The organism is Methylobacterium sp. NPDC080182, assembly GCF_050281105.1.
Lineage (GTDB): Bacteria > Pseudomonadota > Alphaproteobacteria > Rhizobiales > Beijerinckiaceae > Methylobacterium.
In genome coordinates this window covers 506,269-528,745 of record NZ_JBNNWO010000003.1, presented here as the reverse complement: position 1 = coordinate 528,745, position 22,477 = coordinate 506,269, and the positions used below count along the sequence as shown (strand labels likewise).

Below are 22,477 nucleotides of genomic sequence, written 5' to 3'. Positions count from 1 at the left end.
TCAAGGATCCCGAGGCCTACGACCGGTTCGAGAAGGTCGTGCTGGTCCACGGCTGCCGGCAGGTGCAGGAACTCGCCTACGGCGAGACCATCACCGAGACGCTGCCGCGCCACGAGTTCCTGGGCGAGATGATCTCGAACCAGCTGGTCTACTACCCGACCGTGACCCGCGAGCCGTTCCGCAACCGCGGCCGGATCACCGACCTGATGGTCTCGGGCAAGCTGTTCGAGGATATCGGCCTGCCGCCGATGTCGATCGAGAACGACCGCTTCATGCTCTGCGGCAGCCCCGACATGATCCGCGACACCCGCGAGCTCCTGACGTCCCGCGGCTACGAGGAGGGCAACCACGGCGAGGCCGCCCACTACGTCATCGAGAAGGCCTTCGTCGAGAAATAGCGCGCCCGCGCAGGCCGGTGCGGCCTCAGCCCGGTGCGGTCCGCCGTGCCGGGCTTTTCTGTGCCGATGCGTCTCCGGACCCGGTCGCGGGGGCGGGGCGCAGGATCGCCCCGTAGCCCTCCTGCGCGTCGCCGACGAAGCGGATGCCCGCCCCTTCGAGGACCGTGCGGATCGCCGCGAGGGTCCGGCTGCGGGGCTGGACCTGCTCGCTCTCGATCATGTTCAGGGTGACGACGGAGACCGCGGCGCGGCTCGCGAGAACCCCTTGCGTCCACTTGAGAAGTCCGCGGCCGGCGCGGATCTGGGCGGCAGTGATCATGGGCCGGAGATCGCCCGAACTGAAAGAATTTTCAAGTTTTGGGTTGACGCAGGCCGAGCGCGACCGTATCCACCGCGCCATCGGCCTGCCGGGCCGGCGATCTGAAGTGACCGCACGCTCCTCGTATCCGCGGCCTGCGCGCCGCGGCGGACGAGTCCGGTTCCCTTCGCAACGGTCGCCGCTGGCAGCCAATCGCAGTTCACCGGCGCGGGCCGGAGACGCTCGGTTATCCCTGTCACGGATCCCCCCGAGCCTCATCGACACGCCCGCGTCACCCGAAGCCCCGTTCGGACGGAGCATGGCATGAAACAGCACGACGGCATCGACGTCGCGGCGTTCGCCCGTCCCGGGCTGATGCGACCGTTACGGTCGTATCGCGGGGCTCTCGGCCCGAGAGGCTGAGCGCGTCTCGAGGACCCTGCGGGCCGGCAGGGGACGGTTATCATCGGTAGAGCGCCGCGGGCTTGTCCCGCGGAGGTTGCGGGTTCGATCCCCGTCGGGGGCCGCGAGGTCGCCGGAGCTCATGCCCGTCCCCGATACCACGACCGCAGGGCCCCGCGAGACGACCGGGGCGCCGACCGTGCGCTGATCCCGGCCGACGATGCGGGCCGGAGAGGAACGGTTATCTTCACCGAAGGGAGGTCGCGGGTTCGAATCCCGCCGGGCCGCGAGGCCCGTAGCTCAGCCCGGATAGAGCGCCCGGACACCGTTCCTCACCCCACGCCCGCATCGCCCGGACGCGGGCCGGAAGACGAAGGTTATCGGGATCCGAGGGGTGCGGGTGCGAGTCCCGCCGGGTCGTCAGGCCCGTAGCTCAAGCAGAGCATCGGATAAGCCCCTCGTCGCCGCCACGCCCGCGCCCGGCCGGACGGAACCCCGCCACCGACCACACGAGATACCGGCCGCGCGCGAGCGGCGGTGGACGGCGCGCCGCGGCCGCGTCCCCGCCCGACCGCGCGCCGGGACGCGCCACCGGCCGGCGATCGGCCGCGATGGAGAGAGGAGAGACCGAGAGGAGCCCGCCATGACGAAGCTCGCACAGATGTTCCGGCTCCGCGCCACCCCGCAGACGGAGCCGATCCCCGGCACGGTGCCGAACGCCGCCGGAGGCCACGCCTTCGCGGTCGGCGACTGGGCGCGGCTCGACCGCTTCCTGGTGCTCGGCTCCGAGGGCGGCTCGTACTACGCGAGCCCGCGCGCCCTGACCGCCGAGAACGCGGCGGCGGTGCAGCGGTGCATCGCGCAGGACGGCGCCCGCGCGGTCGCCGCCATCGTGGCGGTGAGCGAGGGCGGCCGGGCTCCGAAGCAGGATCCGGCGATCTTCGCCCTGGCGCTGGCCGCCGCGTCGGCGGACCTCGCGACCCGGCGCGCGGCGCTCGCGGCCCTGCCTCGGGTCTGCCGCACCGGCACGCACCTGTTCCAGTTCGCCGCCTCCGTCGAGGCGATGCGCGGCTGGGGCCGGGGCCTGCGCCGGGCGGTCGGTGACTGGTACTGCGCCAAGCCCGTGGAGGCCCTGGCCTTCCAGGCGGTGAAGTACCGGACCCGCCAGGGCTGGTCGCACCGCGACCTGCTGCGGCTGGCCCACCCGGAGACGGAGGAGCCCGCCCGGAAGGCGCTGTTCGACTGGATCTGCCGCGGCACCGTGACCGAGGCCGCCCCCGGGATCGTCCACGCCTTCGCGCGGGTGCAGGCGGAGGGCCTCGACGGGGCGGTGGCCGCCGCCCTGGTGCGCTCGCACGGCCTGCCGTGGGAGGCGCTGCCGACCGGGCTGATGGGCAGCCGCGCGGTGAACGAGGCCCTGATCGAGCGGATGCCGGTCGGCGCCCTCGTGCGCCAGCTCGGCCGCCTGACGGCCGCGGGGGTGCTGGCGCCCTTCTCGGAGGGCACCGAGCACGTCCGGGCGGTTCTGTCGGACCGGGAGCGGATCCTCCGGGCGCGCCTGCACCCGATGGCGCTGCTGCTGGCCCTCAAGACCTACGCCTCCGGGCACGGTCAGCGGGGCAAGCTCGCCTGGGAGCCGGTGGCGGCGATCGTCGAGGCGCTGAACGCCGCGTTCTACACGGCGTTCGGCGCGGTCGAGCCCACGGGCCGGCGCCTCGTGCTGGCGCTGGACGTCTCGGGCTCGATGGGCGCCAGCACGGTCGCGGGCTCGACGCTCACGGCCCGGGAGGCGGCCGCCGCGATGGCGCTCGTCACCGCGGCGACCGAGGAGAACTGGCAGGTGCTGGGCTTCACCGCCGAGGCCGGCCGGGCCTGGAGCCAGGGGGCCGCGCTGACGCCGCTGCCGATCGGACCGTCGACGCGGCTCGATCAGGCGGTGCGGGTGACCGCCGACCTGCCGTTCGGCGCCACCGACTGCTCCCTGCCGATGCGCTGGGCGCTGGAGCGGGGCGTCAAGGCCGACGCGTTCGTGGTCTACACGGACTCGGAGACCTGGGCGGGGCCGGTCCACCCGGTCCAGGCGCTGCGGGCGTACCGGGAGAAGACCGGGATCCCGGCGAAGCTGGTGGTCGTGGGGCTGGTCTCCAACGGCTTCAGCATCGCCGACCCGGAGGATCCCGGCATGCTCGACGTGGTCGGCTTCGACACCGCGGCTCCGGCCGTGATCGCGGATTTCATCCGCGCGTGAGACAGGGGCGGGCGGCTCTTCCGGGCTGCCCGCCCTATTGCTGCGGGACGCCCGGCATCCCGTCCGCGAAGGGGCCGCCGCCGGCGCTGAACAGCTTGCGCAGGAAGCCCGGGGCGATCGCCGAGAGCGGGTTCACGCTCACGTCCGGCGAGGCGAGCTTGCCGGAGACGCGGAAATTGACCGCGAACAGGCCCTCGTTGTGGCCGCCGCCGAGCAGCGGCCCGAGCAGCGGCAACTGCGAGGCCACGTTGTTCAGGCCGTAGAGCGGCACGAAGGTGCCGGTCATGTCGGTGCGCTCGCGGCCGGTATCGAGCCAGCCCGACAGGGTGAAGCCCATGGCGGCGTTCGAGATCGCCGCGTCGGTGAAGTCGACGCGGGTGCCGGTGCGCACGAAATTGGCGCGCATGCGGTCGAAGGTGACGTCGCCCGCGCCCCGGCCCGGGGCGACCCGTCGGCCGCGGGCCGTCTCCGCCTCGGACGGCTCTGGGCCCTGCGCCATGATACTCGACAGCGCGGGCTCGTTGCGCAGGATGAAGTCGCGGATCTGCACGACGCCGGATTGCGGGCCGTCGTTGAGGCCGATCCCGGCCGTGAGCCGGCCGCCATACATCCGCCGGTACACGTCGACGAACCGCAGCGTCGCGCCGGCATCGGCCGATTCCACCGACAGGGTCGGCACGCCGCGCTCGCCGCGGGTCACCGTGGCGGCGAAGGGCGCCGCGCGGAAGCGCCCGGTGATGTTGGCGGCCCGCAGGGTCTTCCCGTGCAGGGAGAGCTTCAGGTTGGCGCCGGTCAGCGCCTCCTCGTTGAAGCCGGTGACGATGGGCACCTGGATGTCGGCGTCGATATCCTTGGGATTCGCGTCCCGCGCCTCCCGGCCGCCCTTCGGGTCGGGGGCGCCCAGCGATTTCAGGAACGGCCGGGCATCGGCCACCGCGCCCCGGACCACGACCTTGTAGCCGCCGGCGGTCCGGTCGAGGCTCACGCGCAGGTCGTCGCCGGGGGAGAGCTTGACGCTGCTCAGGTCCGCCCGCTCCAGGCCGCCCTCCTGGGTGATCGAGACGGTGCCGCGGGCGCTCGCCGGGGCCGCGTCGAGGGCGAAGTCGCGCAGGTCGAAGGTCTGGCCGCTGTCGACCAGGGTGAAGGTGAGCCGTCCCGGCTTGCCCGGGGGCTTGGTCAGCCCCGGGACCAGCCCGTCGATCCCGGCCTTCGCCAGATCCGCCTCGACCCGGATCGGCGGCTTGCCGGATCCCGGCCGGCCTATCTGCACCACCGCGCGGACCGGGATGGTGCCGGTGAGCTGCGGCGCGGTCGGCAGGCCCTTGCGGCCGCGGACCGCCTCGTCGAGCGACACGTTGACCACCGCCTCGCCGGGCTGCCCGACCTTCGGCTGGCGCAGGTCGACCGACATGGGCGCGCCCGCGACCCGGCCGTCGCCCTTCAGCGTGAAGGCGCCCCGGTCGTAGACGAGGTTGAACCGGCCCGACTCGAGCCGGTCCCGGCCCATCACCTTGTCGACCGAGAGGTCGGCCAGCGAGCCGGTCAGCGTCACCGGCAGGTCCGGCAGGTCGGGGATGTGCTTGAGGTCGAGGGGGAAGTCGACGCGCAGGTCGGCGCTGCCCTTGATCGTGGCGGGGTCGAGGTCGACGCTCATCACGCTCTTGAACAGCTTGGCCTGGAGCACGGAGGCCATGCCGTCGGCGCCGCCGGAGAGCCGCATCCCGATCTGGGCCACGACCCGGTCCGGGGTGATCTGCGGGATGACGAAGCTGCCGTCCGAGATGGCGAGCCCGCGCCCGTCCGGCCCGTGGACCTCGGCGGTCACGTTGCGCACCGTGGTCGAGCGCCCGGTGATCACGCCGACGACGTTGCCCTTGGTCACCGGCGGGGAATCGGCGGTGACGTCGATGGCCGCGTCCGAGACGTGGAAGTCGATGTGGACCGCGTCGTCCGGGGCGGGGTCGCCCCGGGTGGCGGCCGCCAGGACCGCCCCGGACATCTTCACCTTGATGTCGACGGAATCGACCCGGCCGCGCCGGAGCTGGTCCACCAGGTAGGTGCGGGCCGGCGGCGCGATGTGCTCCGGCCAGAGCCGCAGCCCGGTACGGACCTCGCCGTCGTGGCCGGCGAGGTGCAGGGTCAGGCCGCCGTCGTCGGCGCTCGTGCCGATCGTCCCGGTGATGGCGCCCTTCACGCCGGGCCCCGACAGGGTCAGCGCGTCGATGGAGATCCCGCCGTCGCGGCCGGAGAGCTGCGCGTCCAGGGCGTCGATCTTCACCGGCGCGTCCTGCGGGGTCGCCCCGCGTAAGGTGGCGTCGCGGCTCGCCAGCGTCGCGGTCCAGGTCGTGCTCGCCCCCGCGGGGCTGCCCGTCCACGTCCCCGCGAGGTGCACGGCGTTGCCGGCCCCGCGATAGTCCAGGCCGGTCAGCGACATCACGCGGTTGGCCTCGTCCCAGTCCAGGGAGGCGTCGAGGCTCTCGACCGTGACCGGGTTGAAGTCCTTCTCCTCGATCAGGAACGTGCCGTCGCCGGTGTGGAGCTTGGCGTTCATGGTCCGGATGCGGCCGGCCGTCAGGCTCACGTCGGCGCGGGCCGAGACCTTTAGGTCCGTGGTCAGCGGCAGGCCGGACTGGCCCGAGAGCAGCAGGAGATCCGTGACCGGCAGGTCGTCGAGGGTGATGACGCCCGAGCGCTCCTGCCCGTCCGCGCCGTCGCGCAGCGTGCCGCCGAAGCGCCACTCGCCGTGCGGCCCGTCGAGCCGCAATTCGAAGTTCCGGGTGCCGTTGACCGGGTCGCGCCCGAACAGGCCGTTGACCCGCGCGAAGACCGCGCGCTCGCGGCCGTCCTCGTCGATCAGCCGCAGCCGCGCGTCGGTGACGCGCGCGCGGTCGAGGGCGCCGACCACGCCGCCCGGATCGAGGACGACCCCGAAGATCGACGCGATCGCGGCCGAGAGCGGCGAGACGGTGCCGCGCACCCCGTCCACGCTCGGCGGCGTGTGCGGCGCGACGTCGACTGGGTGGTTGGCCTCCGAGGCCGCGAAGGCGATGGAGCCGTCCCGGTGCAGCAGCGCGGTGGTCTGCGTCTCGCGGAACTCGATCGAGCGCGGCTGCAGGTTGAGCCGCAGGAGCCCCCAGGGGTCGAGGCTGACGAGCGCCAGGGGCGCGCGCACCACGAGGTCGCCCTGCGGGTTGCGGATGTCGAGGCCGGAGAAGCGCAGGCTGAGCGCGTTCTCGCGGTCGAGCTCGAGGCTGCTGCCGCGCAGCCCGATGCTCCAGCCGGGCCCGATCCGCTCGGCCACGGCGGCGGCGACGCGGCGCGACAGGCCGTCGATCTGGAGCGGCCCGTTCGACAGGCGCAGGGCCACGAGGCCGACACCGGCGCCGACGAGCAGCACCAGCGTGAGGGCGCTCACGAGGCAGACGCCGCCGACGCGTCGCGCCTTCCCCCGAGGCCTGCATGCCGGCGTTGTCTCGTCCGCCATCGGGACCTTTGTTCCGGGGTCTCTGCGCGCGGCGCCCTCGGGCTCCGCGGCCGGTGGATCGAAGCGCGCCCGCGCTTTACAGCGGCCGCGACTCCGGGCTTGGCTCGGACGTGCGCGGTGCCATCGCTCGAGCCCGCGCACGAGATCGGTTGCACATCATCAATCGGCCGAAAGGAAGGCACGATGCCGCTGTCAGAGGGGGATCCCGCCCCCGATTTCGACCTTCCCGCCTCGGGCGGAGGGCGTGTCGGACTGTCCGCGCTCCGCGGTCACAAAGTCGTGCTCTACTTCTACCCGAAGGACGACACGAGCGGATGCACGCTGGAGGCGCAGGACTTCAACGGCCTGCTGCCGGCCTTCGCGGAGGCGGACGCCAAGGTCGTCGGCCTGTCGCCGGACCCGGTGAAGAGCCACGACAAGTTCTGCAGCAAGTACGGGCTGACTTTCCCGCTCGCCGCCGACGAGGACAAGACCGTGCTCGAGGCCTACGGCGTCTGGGTCGAGAAGAGCATGTACGGGCGCAAGTACATGGGCGTGGAGCGCACCACCGTCCTGGTCGACCGGGAAGGGCGCGTCGCCAGAATCTGGCCGAAGGTGAAGGTGCCCGGCCACGCCGAGGCCGTCCTGGCGGCCGCGCGCGCCCTGCCCTGACGTCCCCTTGACGTCTCCTTGACGTCCCCCTGACGCCCGGCGCGCGACGGATCCTTAACCCTACTGAGGCCTGAATGGCGGCTCCTCCGGTGCCGTCCCGATGCAGCTTCCGAAGTTCCCCGCGCGTCTCAGGCCGCACCGGCCAGCCCCCTGGCTCGCCGCCGGCCTCGCCCTGGCGGTGGCCTGGGCGCTCGGGGCCTCCTGCCTGATCGTGTTCCACGACGACGTGCTCGCCGGGTTCGTGGCCCGGCAGGCCGCCCTGCGCGACGCCTACGAGGCGCGCATCGGCGAGCTCCAGGACCGCCTCGACCGCGACCGGAGCGACCGGGCGGGGAGCGAGGCGGGTCTGGCCGACCGGGTCGCGGCCGCCCTGGAGCGCCAGGCCGAGCTGGAGCGGCGCACGGCCGCCCTCGCCGACCTGGAGCGGCAGGCCCTGCCCGACCCGTCCACGACCGGCGCCCTGCCCGGGCAGCCCGGCGCTGCGCCCGGTGGGAGCTACGACGATCTCTTCCTGCGTCCGACTGAGGGTGCGGCTCCGGCGCCGCGCTCCGCCCGCGATCCCCTGCCCCGCCGCGGCGCGCGCGAGGCCGAGACCGGCCTGATCCGGCTGGAGGCCCGGCTCGACGGCCTGCAGGCGGCCCAGGGCGAGCGCCTCGCCGGGCTGGCCGCCCGGGCCGGGGACGCGGTGCGGCGGCTGCGCGGACTGATCGGCCGCACCGGTCTCGACCCCGACCGCCTCGATCCCGACCGCACCGGCGCGGCCGCGCCGGCCGCCGGGCTGGGCGGACCGTTCGTGCCCCTCGACGGCCGCGCCCTGGACGGCACCGGCTTCGCGGAGGGCCTCGCCCTGGCCCGGCGCGCGCTCGACGACGGCGAGCGCCTGCGCCGGCTCGCCGCCACCCTGCCCCTGGCACGCCCGATCCGGGGAGGCGCGACCGTGTCGAGCCCGTTCGGCACGCGCCTCGACCCCTTCACCCGCGGCCTCGCCCTCCATACCGGGCTTGACCTGAAAGCGGAGTACGGCGAGCCTGCCCGCGCCACCGCGCCGGGCCGGGTGATCGCCGCCGAGGCCGCGGGCGGCTACGGCAACATGGTCGAGATCGACCACGGCCACGGCGTCACCACGCGGTTCGGCCACCTCGCCCGCATCGCGGTCCGCCCCGGGCAGCGCGTGACCGCGGGCGACGCGGTCGGCGCCGTCGGCTCGACGGGGCGCTCCACCGGGGCGCATCTCCACTACGAGACCCGCATCGACGGCGAGCCGGTGGATCCGCAGCGCTTCCTGGAGGCCGGCGCCACCGTCGCGGCGGCCGGACCCGGCGCCGACTGAGTCCGTCGCTGCGCCGGTCGCCCTGTGCCGGTCGCCCTGTGCCGGCCTCCGAGTCCCCGAGGGAGGCCGGCCTAGCATCGGCCGTGACGTCCACGCGGGGATGGCCTTCCGGGCCGGACCTGTTGCGGGCGGCCGGCCCGGTGCTACGATCCGGCCGAGGTGGGGATCGGCGATGGCTCTGGCCGCGAAGCGCGACGCGCGGATGGATGTGTCCGAGTTCAGGCTCTGGGTGGAGGGCCGGCCCGCGCACGAGCGCTGGGAGCTGCTCGATGGCGAGCCCGTGCTCATGGCGCCGCCGCGGGAGCGGCATCAGGCAATCGTCGCGAACCTGATCCGCCGAATCGGCGACTTCGCGGATGCCAAGGGCTGCCGCGCCATGCCGGGTCTGGCGATCCTCAGCGCCGCGATGGACGATTTCGCCCCGATCCCCGACGTGGTGGTGCGGTGCGGGCCGCCGCTGCCGGAGGGCTACGCCGCCGACCCGCTCCTCGTCGCCGAGGTGCTCTCGCCCTCGACCATGAGTCTCGACCGCGGTCGGAAGATCGACTTCTACCGGACCGTGCCGAGCCTCGCGGTCCTGCTGATCGTCTATTCCGACGAGGCGCGGGTCGAGGTCTGGCGGCGCGCGGGCGACGACTGGAGCGTCGCGGCCCTCGGGCTCGACGGCACCGTGTCGCTGCCGGAGCTCGACGGCGCCGTGCCGGTGCGCGACCTCTACCGCGGTCTCGCCTTCTGAGCGGCCGCACCCCACCTGATCGAACGGCGAAGCATCAAGGCACCGACTTGCCCCATTTCGAAGATTTCTACGCGGCCAAGCTGCGCGGCTCCCTCGGCGTGACCGACGCCGAGTCGGTGCTCGACCTGCGCGGCACCAACCGGGCGACCGCCGAGGCCTCGCTCAAGGATATGCTGGAGCGCAGCCGCTTCGCCAAGGGCAAGACCGTGGCGATCCGGCTCGATCCGCCCCCGGAGGGCGGCGGCGAGACCCTGTTCCAGCCGGCCGGGCGCCTGCTCCTCGACGCGAAGCGCCGCGGCCTGATCGAGCGCCTGCAGACCCTGCCGGCCCAGGACGGGCTCGGCTTCTACGTGGCGCTCACCGGCCGCGCCGACCGGACGCCCATGTAGGGCGGCCCGGAGGTTGTGCCGGCAACGGATCGGGTGAGCGCCGCCGGGCGTTGAACGCTCCCGCCCCACAGGATGCCGCCCGTGCCCGACGCCCGATTCCCCGAAGCCGGGTCCCGCCGATGAGGACCCTTCCCGGCGGCCGCAACGCGATCGAGCGCATCGCCCGCTTCGGCTACGGCGCCCGCGGCGTGGTCTACATCGTGGTCGGCGCCCTGGCCCTGCTGGCGGCCCTGGGGCATGGCGGCCGGGCCGGCGACAGCAAGGACGCGCTCCGCGCCGTCATGGCCGGGCCGTTCGGCGCGGCCGTCGTCGGCCTGATCGCCCTCGGCCTCGCCGGCTTCGCCCTCTGGCGCCTCGTCGAGGGCATCACCGATGCCGACCGGCGGGGCACCTCCGCCAAGGGCCTCGCGGTGCGCGGTGCCCACCTGATCAGCGCCGGGCTCTACCTCGGTCTCGCCGCCAGCGCGGCCTCGCTCAGCCTCGGCCTGGGCATGAGCGGCGGCGACGGCGTGCATGACGGTACCGCGTGGCTCCTGAGCAAGCCCTTCGGCCGCTGGCTCGTGGCCCTCGTCGGCCTCGCGGTCGTCGGCGGCGGGTTCGGCTTCCTCGGCAAGGCGTGGCGCGGGGACGTCACCGACCGGCTCGCCCTCGACGCCCGGGCCCGGGACCGCTGGGCCGGCCCGATCGGCCGGTTCGGCTACGCGGCGCGGGGCCTCGCCTTCCTGATCATCGGCGGGTTCCTCGTGGCCGCCGCGTGGCACCAGCGCTCCTCGGATGCCAAGGGTCTGGCCGAGGCCTTCGCGCTGCTGCGCGCACAACCCTACGGCTGGATCCTGCTCGGGCTCGTGGCGGCCGGCCACGCCGCCTTCGGGGCCTTCGGGCTGATCCAGGCCCGCTACCGGCACATCGACGCCCCCGACATCGACCGGGTGGACGACGCGGCCGGTGCGGCGGCCCGGGCGCTGGGCTGAGGCCGGCGCCGCCTCCGGCCCCGGCTCCGGCCCTGGGCGGGCCGCGTTGACAGGGCCGGTGCCGCGGCGGATACCCCCGGCATCCCATCCGGCTCCCGATGCAGCAGCGCCTCTACAAGACCGCGGTGATGGTGACCCACGACCTCGCGGCGACCGCTGCCGCCGTGGTGCTCACCTTCCTGTTCCGCTTCCAGGGCGGCATGCTGGCCGAGCGTCTGCACGCCCTGCCCCTGCTGCTGCCGCCGTTCCTCGTCCTCGCCGGCCTCGTCTACGGCCGCTTCCGGCTCTACCGGACCAAGTGGCGCTTCGCCTCGCTGCAGGACCTCGCCGGCATCGTCCGGGCGGCCAGCGTCCTGGCCCTGGCGCTCCTGGTGATCGACTGGGTGCTGGTCTCGTCCGACCTCTACGGCTTCTACTTCTTCGGCAAGATCGCGATCCTGCTCTACTGGGTGCTGCAGATCTTCTTCCTGGGCGGTACGCGCCTGGCGTTCCGCTACCTGAAAGACACCCGCTCCCGGCAGTCGAGCGCGCGGGCCGCCACCGTCCCGACCCTGCTCCTCGGGCGCGGCGCCGACATGGACGTGCTGATCCGGGCGATCGAGGCGGGCTCGGTGCGCAAGCTCGCGCCGCGGGGAATCCTGTCGCCCCGGGCGGACGAGCGAGGCCAGTTCATGCGCGGCGTGCCGGTGCTCGGCGGCTTCCCGGATCTCGAGCGCGTGGTCGCCGACCTCGTCGCCCGCGGCGAGCCGGTGCGGCGGCTCGTGGCCGCCCCGAGCGCCCTCGTGCCGGAGGCGGCGCCGGACGACCTGATCGCCCGCGCCCGGCGCCTCGGCCTGCCCCTCGCCCGGGTCGTCGGCCTCGGCGAGGGCGTGCAGGGTCCGGAACTGGCGCCGCTGGAGATCGAGGACCTGCTGCTGCGGCCGACCGTCGCCATCGACCGGCCGCGCCTGGAGGCGTTCCTCGCCGGCCGCCGGGTCGTGGTGACCGGCGGCGGCGGGTCGATCGGCTCGGAGATCTGCCTGCGGGCCGTGGCCTTCGGGGCCGCCGCCGTGCTGGTGCTCGAATCCTCCGAGCCGGCGCTCCACGGCATCCTCAGCCACCCCGCGATCCTGGCCGCCGAGACCGCCGTGACGGGGGTGCTGGCCGATATCCGCGACCGTGAGCGGACGCACGCGGTGATCGCGGCGTTCCGGCCCGACTACGTGCTCCACGCCGCCGCGCTGAAGCAGGTGCCCTACCTGGAGCGGGACTGGCAGGAGGGCATCAAGACCAACGTGTTCGGCTCGATCAACGTCGCCGAGGCGGCGGTGGCGGCGGGCGCGCGGGCGCTCGTGATGATCTCCACCGACAAGGCGATCGAGCCGGTCTCGCAGCTCGGCGTCACCAAGCGCTTCGCCGAGATGGTCGCCCAGGCCCTCGACGCCGCGCAGTCGGCGCGGCCGGACCACCCGACCCGGCTGATCGCCGTGCGCTTCGGCAACGTGCTGGGCTCCGTGGGCTCGGTCGTGCCGGTGTTCAAGGCGCAGATCGCCCGGGGCGGCCCGGTCACCGTCACCCACCCGGACATGGTCCGCTACTTCATGACCGTGCGCGAGGCCTGCGACCTCGTGCTGACGGCCGCCTCCCACGCCGACGGCGAGGCCCGGGCGGGCGCGGAGCGCGCCGCGGTCTACGTGCTCAAGATGGGGCAGCCGGTGCGGATCGCCGACCTCGCCGAGCGGATGATCCGGCTGGCCGGCTTCGAGCCCGGCACCGAGATCGAGATCGCCTATACCGGCGCCCGGCCCGGCGAGCGGCTCAACGAGATCCTGTTCGCCCGCGAGGAGCCCCGGATCGCCCTGCCGGGCATCGACGGGGTGATGGCGGCGCGGCCGGTCTTCGCCGACCGGGACCGGCTCGACGCCTGGGTGGCGCGGCTGCGCGACGCCGTGGCGGCCGGCGACCGGGTGGCCGCCGAGGCCGTGTTCGAGGCGGCCATCCCGCATTTCCGCGAGCGCGCCGTCCTCTGCCCCGGGCCGCCCCAGGGAGTCGCGGAACCGGTCGCGGAGCCGGTCGGCGATCCGCCGCGCGCCGACGCCGCGCCCGTCGCGCTCGGCTGATCCGGGCGACCCCGGGAGCGCGCCGCGGGGCCGTTCCCGATCGTCACACCGTGGCGATCGGCGTCGTCGGCGAGCCGACGGCGCCGGACAGGCGCAGCGGCGGGGCGGTGAGCAGGAAGCGGTAGCGGCCGCGGGCCCGCAGCCAGTCGGCGAGCGGCGTCAGGTGCCACAGCTCGCCGAGATTGACCCCGAGCTTGAACAGGCAGTGCTCGTGGAGCGGCAGCGTCGCGCAGCAGGCGGGGCCGGGGCCAGCCGGGTAGGCCTCCACCGCGTAGTTGTCGGCGATCAGCGCGCAGAGCCCGGTGCGGGTGATCCAGTCGAGGAGGCGCGGGTCGCGCCCGTCGAGGCCGGCGCAGAGGGTGTGGACGAGCTTCGGGTCCGGCGCGCCGCCCATGGCGATCAGCCGCTCGGCGAAGCCCGTGTGCAGGCAGACCATGTCGCCCGGCTCCACCACGACGCCGTCGGCCTCCAGGATCCGGGCGAGCTCGTCGTAGCCGACGCGTGTCCTGGCGTCGCCGAGATGGGCGCGCAGGTCGATCATCACGGCGCGGCCCTGCATGCCGGTCTCGGCGAGGCGCTCGATCCCGAGGCGCTTCGCCCGGGACGGCTCATCCGCCGCCTCCGGCGCGCTCGGCCCGACGATGTCGCGGCCGCCGCGGAACCCGTTGTAGAAGGTCGGCGCGGCGCCCGCCCCGTCCGCGTCGAACAGCGAGCCGACATGGGCGAGCGAGTCCCACTGCGTCGAGTATTGCAGGTGGATCAGCGCGCGGTCGTCGCAGATCACGTCGGTGGCGCCGTCGACCTCCTCGCAGACCGGGAAGTTCATGTTCGGCCGGCCGTTGGCGCGGCGCGTCGGGGTGATCTGCGGCGGGTGGCGGCGCGGGTTGAGGACGTTGCCGCCCGGCAGGTCCAGCGGCAGGCTCAGACAGAAGGTCAGCCCTTCGCGCACCTCGGCGACCCCCTGCAGCACCTTCTCGGGGGTGAGCAGGTTCAGCCGGCCCAGCTCGTCGTCGGGGCCGAAATCCCCCCAGGTCGAGCCCTCGGGCCGCCGCGTCCAGCGCAGGGTCATGCCTGTGGTTCCCCTGCCCGTGCCCGCCGCGGAGCGGACCGCTTCCCGAGGCTCCGGGGCCGCGGTCCGGGGCGAACCCCGGCCGCGGCCGAGCGTGCGTTCCTCACCGGACCGTGCCCTTCTTCGAGGCCGCCGGGCCCGCGCTTCGCAGGGCCGCGGCGAGCCTAGGATGCGGCGGCGCGCGGCGATACCCCGGGCGGAAAACGACTCGGTGCAAACGTCACCGGCCGGTCCCGACCGGCCCCTTGTGATCCGTCGGCGCCCGGGTACAGTCCGGGCCAAGCCCGCGAATATAAAATTCGGGCACTGGGATGAGGGAACGCCGATGTCCGAGACCGTGCGCGCCGCCGCCCGGGTTGCCCCGATTCGGCGCACGCTGCCCGCGCTGATCGCGGCGGGCTTGGTCGCCGCCGGGCCCGTCCGGGCCGCGGACCCGATCAAGATCGGGGTGATCGCCGAGGCGCAGTCCGTGGCCGGGGCCTCGATCCCGCAGGCCGTCCAGCTCGCCGCCGACGAGATCAACGCCAAGGGCGGCGTCGACGGGCGCCAGATCCAGGTCGTCACCTACGACGACAAGTCCTCCGCCTCCGACGCGGTCCGCGCCTTCCAGCGGGCGGTCTCCGAGGACAAGGTCAACCTCGTCATCGCCAGCTACATCTCGGAGGTCGTGCTGGCGCTGATGCCCTGGGCGGCCCGGCTCAAGACGCCGATGATCACGCCCGGCGCGGCCTCGAACGAGATCAGCGTCGCGGTCCACAAGGACTACGCGCGCAACAAGTACACCTTCCACGGCTACCTGACCTCGCACGCCCTGGCGCAGGCCGTGTGCGACTCGGCCAAGGAGGTGCTGGTCGAGAAGCTCAAGGCCAAGACCGCCGCGATCATGAGCGAGGACGCGGCCTGGACCCGCCCGCTCGACGCCGCCTACCAGGAATGCCTGCCGAAATCCGGGCTGAAGGTGGTCGAGCACGTCCGCTTCTCCCCGGACACGGGCGACTTCACGCCGATCTACAACAAGATCGAGGCGGCCAAGCCCGACCTGATCGTCACCGGCATCGCCCATGTCGGCGTGCAGCCGACCGTGCAGTGGCAGAACCAGCAGGTGCCGATCGCCATGACGGGGATCAGCGGCCAGGCGACCTCCTCGACCTTCTGGGCCAACACCAACGGCGGCACGCAGGGCGTGCTGTTCGACAGCGTGGCGGTGCCGGGCGTGGCGCTCACCGAGAAGACGATCCCGTTCGCCGAGGCCTTCACCAAGCGCTTCGGCGGCGCGCCGTCCTACGCGGGCTACATGGCGTACGACGCCACGCACTACGCGGCGGAGGCGGTCAAGCGGGCGGGCTCCACGGAGGCCGACAAGCTCGTCGACGCCCTGGAGAAGACCGACTACGTCGGCACCGTCGGGCGCCTGAAATTCTACGGCAAGGACGAGCCGTTCACGCACTCGATCCAGTACGGGCCCGGCCTGATGACCAGCGTCCTCGGGCAGTGGCAGAACGGCAAGCAGGTGGCGATCTGGCCGGCCACCACCGCCAACGGGACCATGATCCTGCCCCCTGCGGTGAAGGCGGCGGGACGGTAACCGGGCGGGGAGAGCGCGATGATCGGCCTCCAGATCCTCGTCGACGGTTTCGCGATCTCGTCCCTCTACGCGCTCGGCGCGATGGGCTTCACCCTGATCTTCGGGGTCTCGGGCGTCCTCAACCTGACCCACGGCGCCCTGATGGTCATGGCCGCGGTGGCGGCCTGGGCGGCCTCGGCGCTGTTCGGGCTCGGCTCCTACGCGGGCGCGGTGATCGGCATCCTGTGCGGGCTCGCGGGCGCGCTGGTCACCTACTTCGCGGTGGTCGCGCCGATCGAGCGCAGCCGCGCCATCCCGCGAGAGGAGAAGGAGATCTTCGTGCTCACGGGGACGCTGCTCTGGGGGATCATGATCCAGGAGCTGGTAGCCTACTTCTTCACCGACAACCCGAAGACCGTGCTGCCGATCGTCGAGGGCGTCTTCGAGATCGCCGGGGTGCGGACGCCGAGGAACCAGGTCTTCACCGCGGTGATCTGCTGGGTGGTGATCGGCCTGCTCTGGCTGTTCGTGAACCGGGCGCGGGCCGGCAAGGTCCTGCTCGCCGCATCCATGAACCCGCGGGGCGTCACGCTGCTCGGCCACGACATGGGCAAGATCTACGTGGCGGTCTGGGCGATCTACGGCCTGCTCGCCGGCACCGCCGGGGTGCTGCTCGGGATGTTCCTCGGGGTGTCGTCGTACTCGGTGGGGCCGCTCACCGCGAGCGCCTTCTCGATCGTGGTGCTGGGGGGCCTCGGGAGCGTCACCGGCTCGCTGATCGCCGCCTACGTGGTGGGCTACCTCGAGACCGCCACCGCCTACCTGATCTCGCCGGCCTACCGGGTGATCCCGGCGCTGCTCCTGCTGGTCGCCGTCATGTACCTGCGCCCGCAAGGTCTGCTGGGGCGGCGGTGATGGTTCTTCTTGCACCCCGGGTGTCCAGCCCGCGCCCTCATCCTGAGGTGCGGCGAAGCCGCCTCGAAGGAGCCCTCCAGCCGGCCGCGCGATCCCTGGAGGCCTCCTTCGAGGCCGCTGGCGCGGCACCTCAGGATGAGGGGCGTGGGTGGGAAAGGCCTCTGCGCCGAACGAGCCGGATCGCTGCCGTGTGCGAGGCCAATCCATGAAGCTCCTCACCACTCCCGGCTTCTGGATCGCGATCCTCGCCGTCCTGGCCGCCGCCACCCTGCCCTGGTGGGTCTCCGGCTACATCCTCGGCCTCCTGACCATCGCCTACTATTTCGGCGTGTTCTCCATGGCCTGGGACCTGCTCTTCGGCTTCGCCGGCGAGGTGAATTTCGGACCGACCTTCCTGATCGGCCTCGGGGCCTACGGCGCCGGCATCCTCAACAACCGCTACGAACTGCCGATCCCCTACTGCCTCGCGGCCGGGACCGTGCTGGCCGTGGTCGGCGGCCTCGCCCTGGCGCTGCCGGCGCTGAAGGTCCGCGGCCCCTATTTCGGCCTGATCACCCTGGTCGCGGTGCTGCTCCTGCAGAACATGATCGTGGTCTTCTCCGGCCTCACCGGCGGCGAGATCGGCCTGACCGTGCCGGACGTCATCTCGATCGACGCCGACACCAATTACTGGCTGGCGCTGGGCTTCATGGCGGTCTCGGGCCTGATCCTCACCGCCATCGCCCGCTCGCCCGCGGGGCTGATCCTCCAGGCCGCCGGTCAGGACCCGGTGGTGACCGGGGCGCTCGGCTTCAACGTCGCCAAGCACAAGCTCGCGGCCTTCGCGGTCAGCGCCGCCTTCTCTGGCCTCGCGGGCGGGCTGGTGGTCTTCTACATGGGCACCGCCTCGGTCGGCACGCTGATCAACACGTCGGTGGGCGTGCAGGTGATCATCGCGGCGGTGCTCGGCGGCCGCCGCACCATCGTGGGCGCGGCGCTCGGCGCCGTGTTCCTGATCGCGGCGGGCGAACTGCTGCGGCCGCTCGGCGGCCTCTCGACCTTCGTGGTCTCGGCGGTGGCGCTCCTCGTGATCCTGTTCGTGCCCTCGGGGCTGCTCGGCCTCGGATCGCTCCGGAGAGCCCGATGACCGTCGCCGTCGCGCCCCCGCCGGCCGTGTCGCCCGTCATGGCCGAGCCCTGCCTCACCGTGCGCGGCCTGACCAAGCGCTACGGCGGCCTCGTCGCCGTCAAGAACATCGACCTCGACCTGCGCCCGGGCGAGATCCTCGGGCTGATCGGCCCCAACGGCTCGGGCAAGTCCACCGTGATGAAGCTGATCATGGGGCTGGAGCGGCCGAGCGCCGGCTCGATCCGCCTCGACGGCACGGAGATCGGCGGCATGCCGGCCCACCGGGTCGCCCGCTCCGGGATCGGCCTCGTGTTCCAGCACGCGCGGCCGCTCCAGCGGCAGACCGTGCTGGAGAACATCAGCCTCGCGCTCCTGCCCGACAGCCTGATCCGGCTGGCGGCCGACCCCCACGTGGCGCGGCGCGCGAGAGAAATCGCCGAGCGCGTCGGCCTCGGCGCGGTCGTCGACCGGCGCCCCGGCACCCTGCCCTTCGCGGATCTCCGCCGGCTGGAGCTCGCCAAGGCCATCGCCCGCGACCCCCGGGTGGTGCTGGTCGACGAGCCCTTCGCGGGCCTGACCGGCGGCGAGGTCGCGGCCTTCTCCGAGCTGATCCGCGGCTTCCGCGACGAGGGCAAGGCCGTGCTCCTTGTCGACCACAACGTGAAGAGCGTCGCGGCCATCGTCGACCGGGTCTTCGCCATGTATCTCGGCGAGCGCATCGCCGAGGGCTCGGCCGAGTCGGTGATGGCCGACCCGACCGTGCGCCGGGTCTATCTCGGCGGCAGCATCGAGACGGCGGCCCGGCCCGAGGCGGCGTTCAAGCCCGGCTCGCTGCTCACCGTCGAGGGCGTCGACGTGCTCTACGGCAAGGCGCAGGCCCTGCGCGCCGCCTCGATTCACGTCCACGAGGGTGAGTTCGTCTCGGTGGTCGGCCTGAACGGCGCCGGCAAGACCACGCTGTTCAACGCCATCTCGGGCCTCGTGCCGCACACGGGCACGATCCGGTTCGACGGCCGGGACCTCTCCCGGATGAAGCCCGCCGCCATCGCCCGGGCCGGCATCGTCCAGGTGCCCGAGACCCGGGAGCTGTTCGGCGACCTCAGCGTGCGCGAGAATCTCGACCTCGGCGGCCAGCATTTCCCGAAGGCCGAGAGCGCCAGGCAGCGCGACTGGCTCTACGAGCTGTTCCCGATCCTCAAGGACCGCGAGTCGCAGAGCGCCCGCACCCTGTCGGGCGGCGAGCAGCAGATGCTGACCATCGCCCGGGCGCTGATGATGCGCCCGCGGCTCCTGATCCTCGACGAGCCGACGCTCGGCCTCGCCCCGGTGATCCTGGAGCTGCTGTCGAAGGCGCTGGAGAAGCTGCGGCAGACCACGCCGATCACGGTCCTGCTCGGCGAGCAGAACGTCACCTTCGCGCTCCCGCACGCCGACCGGGTCTACGTGCTGGAGCAGGCGCGGATCGTCTGGGAGGGACCGCCGCAGCGTTTCGCCAGCGAGATGGGATCGGCCTATCTGTGAGGTCTGTTTCCCCTCCCCCTTGCGGGGAGGGGCTAGGGGTGGGGGTGGTCCAGAAGGCACCGCAACGCCTCATTCTGCGCCACCCCCACCTCCAACTCCTCCCCGCAAGGGGGAGGAGAGAAGCCCGCAGCGACGGATGTGAGCGGAGCGGACGCCGTGGATTTCAATCTCTCCCAGTCCCAGACCCACTGGCTGACCCGCATCCGCGCCTTCATCGCCGACGCGATCCTGCCGGCCGCCGCCGCGGTGTCGGCCGAGCGCGCGCAGAGCCGCGAACCCTCCCCCACGATGGAGCGGCTGAAGGAGAAGGCCCGTGCCGAGGGCCTGTGGAACCTGTTCCTGCCGCCCTCCCCCGAGCACGACACCGACGCCTATCGCGGCGCCGGCCTGACCAACCTCGACTACGCGCTGTGCGCCGAAGAGATGGGCCGGGTCGGGATCGCCTCGGAGGTGTTCAACTGCGCGGCGCCCGACACCGGCAACATGGAGGTGCTGCACCGCTACGGCACCGCGGCCCAGAAGGACCGGTGGCTGAAGCCCCTGATGGCGGGTGAGATCCGCTCGGCCTTCCTGATGACCGAGCCGGAGGTCGCCTCCTCGGACGCCACCAACATCAGCACGGCGATCCGCCGCGACGGCGACCACTACGTCGTCGACGGCCGCAAATGGTGGTCGACCGGCGTCGGCGACCCGCGCTGCAAGATCGCGATCCTGATGGGCAAGACCGACCCGGAGGCCCCCCGCCACCGGCAGCAATCGCAGATCCTCGTTCCCATGGACACGCCCGGGGTCCGGGTGGAGCGCCTGCTCCCGGTCTTCGGCTACGAGGACGCGCCCAAGGGCCACGGCGAGGTGGTGCTGGAGGATGTCCGGGTCCCGGCCGGGAACCTGATCCTCGGCGAGGGGCGCGGCTTCGAGATCGCGCAGGGGCGCCTGGGTCCGGGCCGCATCCACCACTGCATGCGCACCATCGGGGCCGCCGAGGTCGCGCTGGAGGCCATGGCGCGGCGCCTCGTCTCCCGGGTCGCCTTCGGCAAGCGGATCAGCGAGCAGTCGGTCTGGGAGCAGCGGGTCGCGGAGGCGCGGATCGACATCGAGATGACCCGCCTCCTCTGTCTGAAGGCGGCCGATATGATGGACAAGGTCGGCAACAAGGGCGCCAAGCTCGAGATCGCCATGATCAAGGTCGCGGCGCCGCGGGTGGCGCTCAAGGTGATCGACGACGCCATCCAGGCCCATGGCGGGGCCGGCGTCTCGGAGGATTTCGGGCTCGCCAAGATGTACGCCCATATCCGCACCCTGCGGCTCGCCGACGGGCCGGACGAGGTCCACAATCGCTCGATCGCCCGGCTGGAATTCGGGCGCTACACCAACAGAAGCGAGGCGGAGCGCGCATGAGCGACGCCGACATCTTCTCCGGCGTGAAGCCGATCGAGCCGCGCCACCGGATCGACGAGGCGCGGCTCGCCGCCTGGATGGAAGGGCATGTGCGCGGCTACGCCGGGCCGCTCACCGTGCAGCAGTTCCGCGGTGGCCAGTCGAACCCGACCTACCGGCTCGACACGCCGGGCCAGGCCTACGTGCTGCGGCGCAAGCCCTTCGGCCCGCTCCTGCCCTCGGCCCACGCGGTGGAGCGCGAGTTCCGGGTGATCGGCGCCCTCTACGGCGAGGGGTTCCCGGTGCCGCGCCCCTTCGCGCTGTGCGAGGATCCCGACATCATCGGCGCGGCCTTCTACGTGATGGAGGCGGTGGACGGCGCCGTGCACTGGGACGGGGCGTTGCCCGGCCTCGATCCCCACGCCCGCCACCGGCACTATGCCGGCATGATCGCGACGCTCGCCCGGCTCCACGCCATCGACCCGGAGGCGGCGGGGCTCTCCGATTACGGCCGGCCCGGCAACTACTTCGCCCGGCAGGTCGACCGCTGGACCCGCCAGTACCGCGCCGCCGAGGACGGGCGCCTGGAGGATGTCGAGCGACTGATCGCGTGGCTGCCCCGGACGGTGCCGGAGCAGCAGGGCGCCTGCGTGGTCCACGGCGATTACCGTCTCGACAACCTGATTTTTTCCCGCGACGGCGGCGTCAGCGCGGTGCTCGACTGGGAATTGTCGACGCTCGGCGATCCGCTGGCCGATTTCAGCTACCTGCTGATGCAGTGGGAATTGCCCGCCGACGGGCGCAGCGGGCTCGGCGGCCTCGACCTGACGGCTCTGGGCATCCCCACCCGGGACGAGGCGGTGGCGCTCTACTGCCGGGCTGCGAACCGGAAAAACCTGCCCGACCTCGACTGGTACTTCGCCTACAACCTGTTCCGGCTGGTCGGCATCCTCCAAGGCGTGGCGGCCCGCGCCAAGGCCGGCAATGCCGCGAGCGAGCACGCCGCCGCCATGGCGGCGCGGGTGCCGAAGCTCGCCGAAGCGGCCTGGCGCTTCGCCGAGCGGGCGGGGGCCTGAAGATGGAGCTGTCCGGCCGCGTCGTCGCCGTCACCGGGGCCGCGAGGGGCATCGGCCGGGCGCTCGCGGTCGCGGCCAGGGCCCGGGGCGCGACGGTCGTGGCCCTCGACCGGGACGGGGCCGGGGCGCAGGCCGTAGCGGCGGAACTCGGCGGGCGGGCCTTCGCGCTCGACGTCGGCGACGCCGAGGCGGTCAGTGCGATCCTGGCGCGCATCGAGGCCGAGACCGGGCCGATCGCGCTCTACTGTTCCAACGCGGGCATCCTGGAGCGCGACCCCGATCCGGATCTGGCCACCTCCGCCGACCCGGAGAGCTGGGCGCGCGCCTTCGCGGTGAACGTGATGGGTCACGTCCACGCCGCGCGGGTGCTGGTCCCGCTCTGGCGCGCCCGCGGCGGCGGCGCGTTCCTCGGAACGGTCTCGGCGGCCGGGCTCTTGGGCCAGATCGGCAGCGCCACCTACGGGGCGACCAAGCACGCGGCGCTCGCCTTCCTGGAGCATCTCACGATCGCCCACGCCGAGGATGGGATCCGGGTCGCGGCCCTGTGCCCGCAGGGCGTCGACACCGCCATGCTGGGGGAAGCCAGCGCCGCGTCGCGCGACGGCGTGCTGGCGCCGGAGGCCGTGGCCGAGGCCGCGTTCGACGGGCTGGAGGCGGGGCGTTTCCTGATCCTACCGCATCCGCAGGTGGCCGAGTACGCCCGCCGCCGGGCCGAGGACCCCGAGCGCTGGCTCACCGGCATGGCGCGACTGCGCCGCTCGATGCGGGTGGGGGCGTGAGGATGGGCGGCGTCCGGCGACAGCGTCCGCGGCCGGATGGGGCGCGGGTGCCCTCTCCCGCAC

The 22,477-nt window shown here is 73.2% G+C and carries 17 protein-coding genes, 2 tRNA genes and 1 pseudogene; 17 read left to right on the top strand and 3 right to left on the bottom strand.

Going from position 1 to position 22,477, the window contains the following annotated elements:
- Nucleotides 1-398: pseudogene (locus ACQKQD_RS08620) on the top strand (ferredoxin--NADP reductase); the annotation flags it as partial.
- Between the two features lie 25 nt (nucleotides 399-423).
- Here the strand turns inward: ACQKQD_RS08620 and ACQKQD_RS08615 are convergent.
- Nucleotides 424-717 carry a helix-turn-helix domain-containing protein gene (locus ACQKQD_RS08615; RefSeq protein ID WP_427508089.1) on the bottom strand — a complete coding sequence of 98 codons (294 nt, stop codon included), beginning with the start codon at nucleotides 715-717 and terminating at the stop codon, nucleotides 424-426.
- Nucleotides 718-1,320: 603 nt separating this feature from the next.
- On the opposite strand from ACQKQD_RS08615, the gene ACQKQD_RS08610 reads away from it, so the two are divergent.
- The 3 genes from ACQKQD_RS08610 to ACQKQD_RS08600 all read left to right on the top strand — a co-directional run bounded on the left by ACQKQD_RS08610 (nucleotide 1,321) and on the right by ACQKQD_RS08600 (nucleotide 3,346).
- Nucleotides 1,321-1,387: transfer RNA gene (locus ACQKQD_RS08610), tRNA-OTHER, on the top strand.
- Nucleotides 1,388-1,519 (top strand) — tRNA-OTHER (locus ACQKQD_RS08605).
- 222 nt (nucleotides 1,520-1,741) lie between these two features.
- Nucleotides 1,742-3,346: a TROVE domain-containing protein gene (locus ACQKQD_RS08600; RefSeq protein ID WP_427508088.1), complete on the top strand. Its 1,605-nt coding sequence runs from the start codon at nucleotides 1,742-1,744 to the stop codon at nucleotides 3,344-3,346.
- 34 nt (nucleotides 3,347-3,380) lie between these two features.
- Here ACQKQD_RS08600 and ACQKQD_RS08595 read toward each other — a convergent pair whose 3' ends face one another.
- A complete protein-coding gene (locus ACQKQD_RS08595) occupies nucleotides 3,381-6,830 on the bottom strand; it encodes a hypothetical protein (protein WP_427508087.1) in 3,450 nt (1,149 codons plus the stop codon).
- Nucleotides 6,831-7,013: 183 nt separating this feature from the next.
- On the opposite strand from ACQKQD_RS08595, the gene ACQKQD_RS08590 reads away from it, so the two are divergent.
- From ACQKQD_RS08590 to ACQKQD_RS08565, 6 genes are all read left to right on the top strand, one after another.
- A complete protein-coding gene (locus ACQKQD_RS08590; RefSeq protein WP_100252052.1) occupies nucleotides 7,014-7,481 on the top strand; it encodes a peroxiredoxin in 468 nt (155 codons plus the stop codon).
- A 100-nt stretch (nucleotides 7,482-7,581) separates the two neighbouring features.
- Complete coding sequence (locus ACQKQD_RS08585) at nucleotides 7,582-8,811, top strand: M23 family metallopeptidase (protein ID WP_427508086.1); 1,230 nt, start codon at nucleotides 7,582-7,584, stop codon at nucleotides 8,809-8,811.
- 172 nt (nucleotides 8,812-8,983) lie between these two features.
- A complete protein-coding gene (locus ACQKQD_RS08580) occupies nucleotides 8,984-9,547 on the top strand; it encodes a Uma2 family endonuclease (RefSeq protein ID WP_091682459.1) in 564 nt (187 codons plus the stop codon).
- Between the two features lie 47 nt (nucleotides 9,548-9,594).
- Nucleotides 9,595-9,936, top strand: coding sequence for a hypothetical protein (locus tag ACQKQD_RS08575; RefSeq protein WP_020096438.1), 342 nt, complete (start codon nucleotides 9,595-9,597; stop codon nucleotides 9,934-9,936).
- 119 nt (nucleotides 9,937-10,055) lie between these two features.
- A complete protein-coding gene (locus tag ACQKQD_RS08570) occupies nucleotides 10,056-10,907 on the top strand; it encodes a DUF1206 domain-containing protein (protein WP_091682461.1) in 852 nt (283 codons plus the stop codon).
- A 98-nt stretch (nucleotides 10,908-11,005) separates the two neighbouring features.
- Nucleotides 11,006-13,006 (top strand): SDR family NAD(P)-dependent oxidoreductase, encoded by a 2,001-nt coding sequence (locus tag ACQKQD_RS08565; RefSeq protein ID WP_427508085.1) that lies wholly within the window; start codon nucleotides 11,006-11,008, stop codon nucleotides 13,004-13,006.
- 43 nt (nucleotides 13,007-13,049) lie between these two features.
- Here the strand turns inward: ACQKQD_RS08565 and ACQKQD_RS08560 are convergent, their stop codons facing one another.
- Nucleotides 13,050-14,075, bottom strand: a complete 1,026-nt coding sequence (locus ACQKQD_RS08560; RefSeq protein ID WP_427508084.1) for a cyclase family protein — start codon at nucleotides 14,073-14,075, stop codon at nucleotides 13,050-13,052.
- 325 nt (nucleotides 14,076-14,400) lie between these two features.
- On the opposite strand from ACQKQD_RS08560, the gene ACQKQD_RS08555 reads away from it, so the two are divergent.
- From ACQKQD_RS08555 to ACQKQD_RS08525, 7 genes are all read left to right on the top strand, one after another.
- Nucleotides 14,401-15,660, top strand: a complete 1,260-nt coding sequence (locus ACQKQD_RS08555) for an ABC transporter substrate-binding protein (RefSeq protein WP_091926034.1) — start codon at nucleotides 14,401-14,403, stop codon at nucleotides 15,658-15,660.
- Nucleotides 15,661-15,678: 18 nt separating this feature from the next.
- On the top strand, nucleotides 15,679-16,554 hold the full coding sequence (locus tag ACQKQD_RS08550; protein ID WP_020095281.1) for a branched-chain amino acid ABC transporter permease: 876 nt from the start codon (nucleotides 15,679-15,681) through the stop codon (nucleotides 16,552-16,554).
- A gap of 205 nt (nucleotides 16,555-16,759) precedes the next feature.
- Entirely contained in the window at nucleotides 16,760-17,680 is a 921-nt protein-coding gene (locus tag ACQKQD_RS08545) for a branched-chain amino acid ABC transporter permease (RefSeq protein ID WP_020095280.1), read from the top strand.
- Complete coding sequence (locus ACQKQD_RS08540; RefSeq protein ID WP_427508083.1) at nucleotides 17,677-19,182, top strand: ATP-binding cassette domain-containing protein; 1,506 nt, start codon at nucleotides 17,677-17,679, stop codon at nucleotides 19,180-19,182. Before ACQKQD_RS08545 ends, ACQKQD_RS08540 begins: the two co-directional genes overlap by 4 nt.
- A 156-nt stretch (nucleotides 19,183-19,338) precedes the next feature.
- Nucleotides 19,339-20,580 (top strand): acyl-CoA dehydrogenase family protein, encoded by a 1,242-nt coding sequence (locus tag ACQKQD_RS08535; protein WP_427508082.1) that lies wholly within the window; start codon nucleotides 19,339-19,341, stop codon nucleotides 20,578-20,580.
- Nucleotides 20,577-21,635, top strand: a complete 1,059-nt coding sequence (locus tag ACQKQD_RS08530) for a phosphotransferase family protein (protein WP_100252044.1) — start codon at nucleotides 20,577-20,579, stop codon at nucleotides 21,633-21,635. The genes ACQKQD_RS08535 and ACQKQD_RS08530 overlap by 4 nt, the downstream gene beginning before the upstream one ends.
- A gap of 2 nt (nucleotides 21,636-21,637) precedes the next feature.
- Nucleotides 21,638-22,414 carry an SDR family NAD(P)-dependent oxidoreductase gene (locus tag ACQKQD_RS08525; RefSeq protein WP_427508081.1) on the top strand — a complete coding sequence of 259 codons (777 nt, stop codon included), beginning with the start codon at nucleotides 21,638-21,640 and terminating at the stop codon, nucleotides 22,412-22,414.
- Nucleotides 22,415-22,477: the final 63 nt, after the last annotated feature.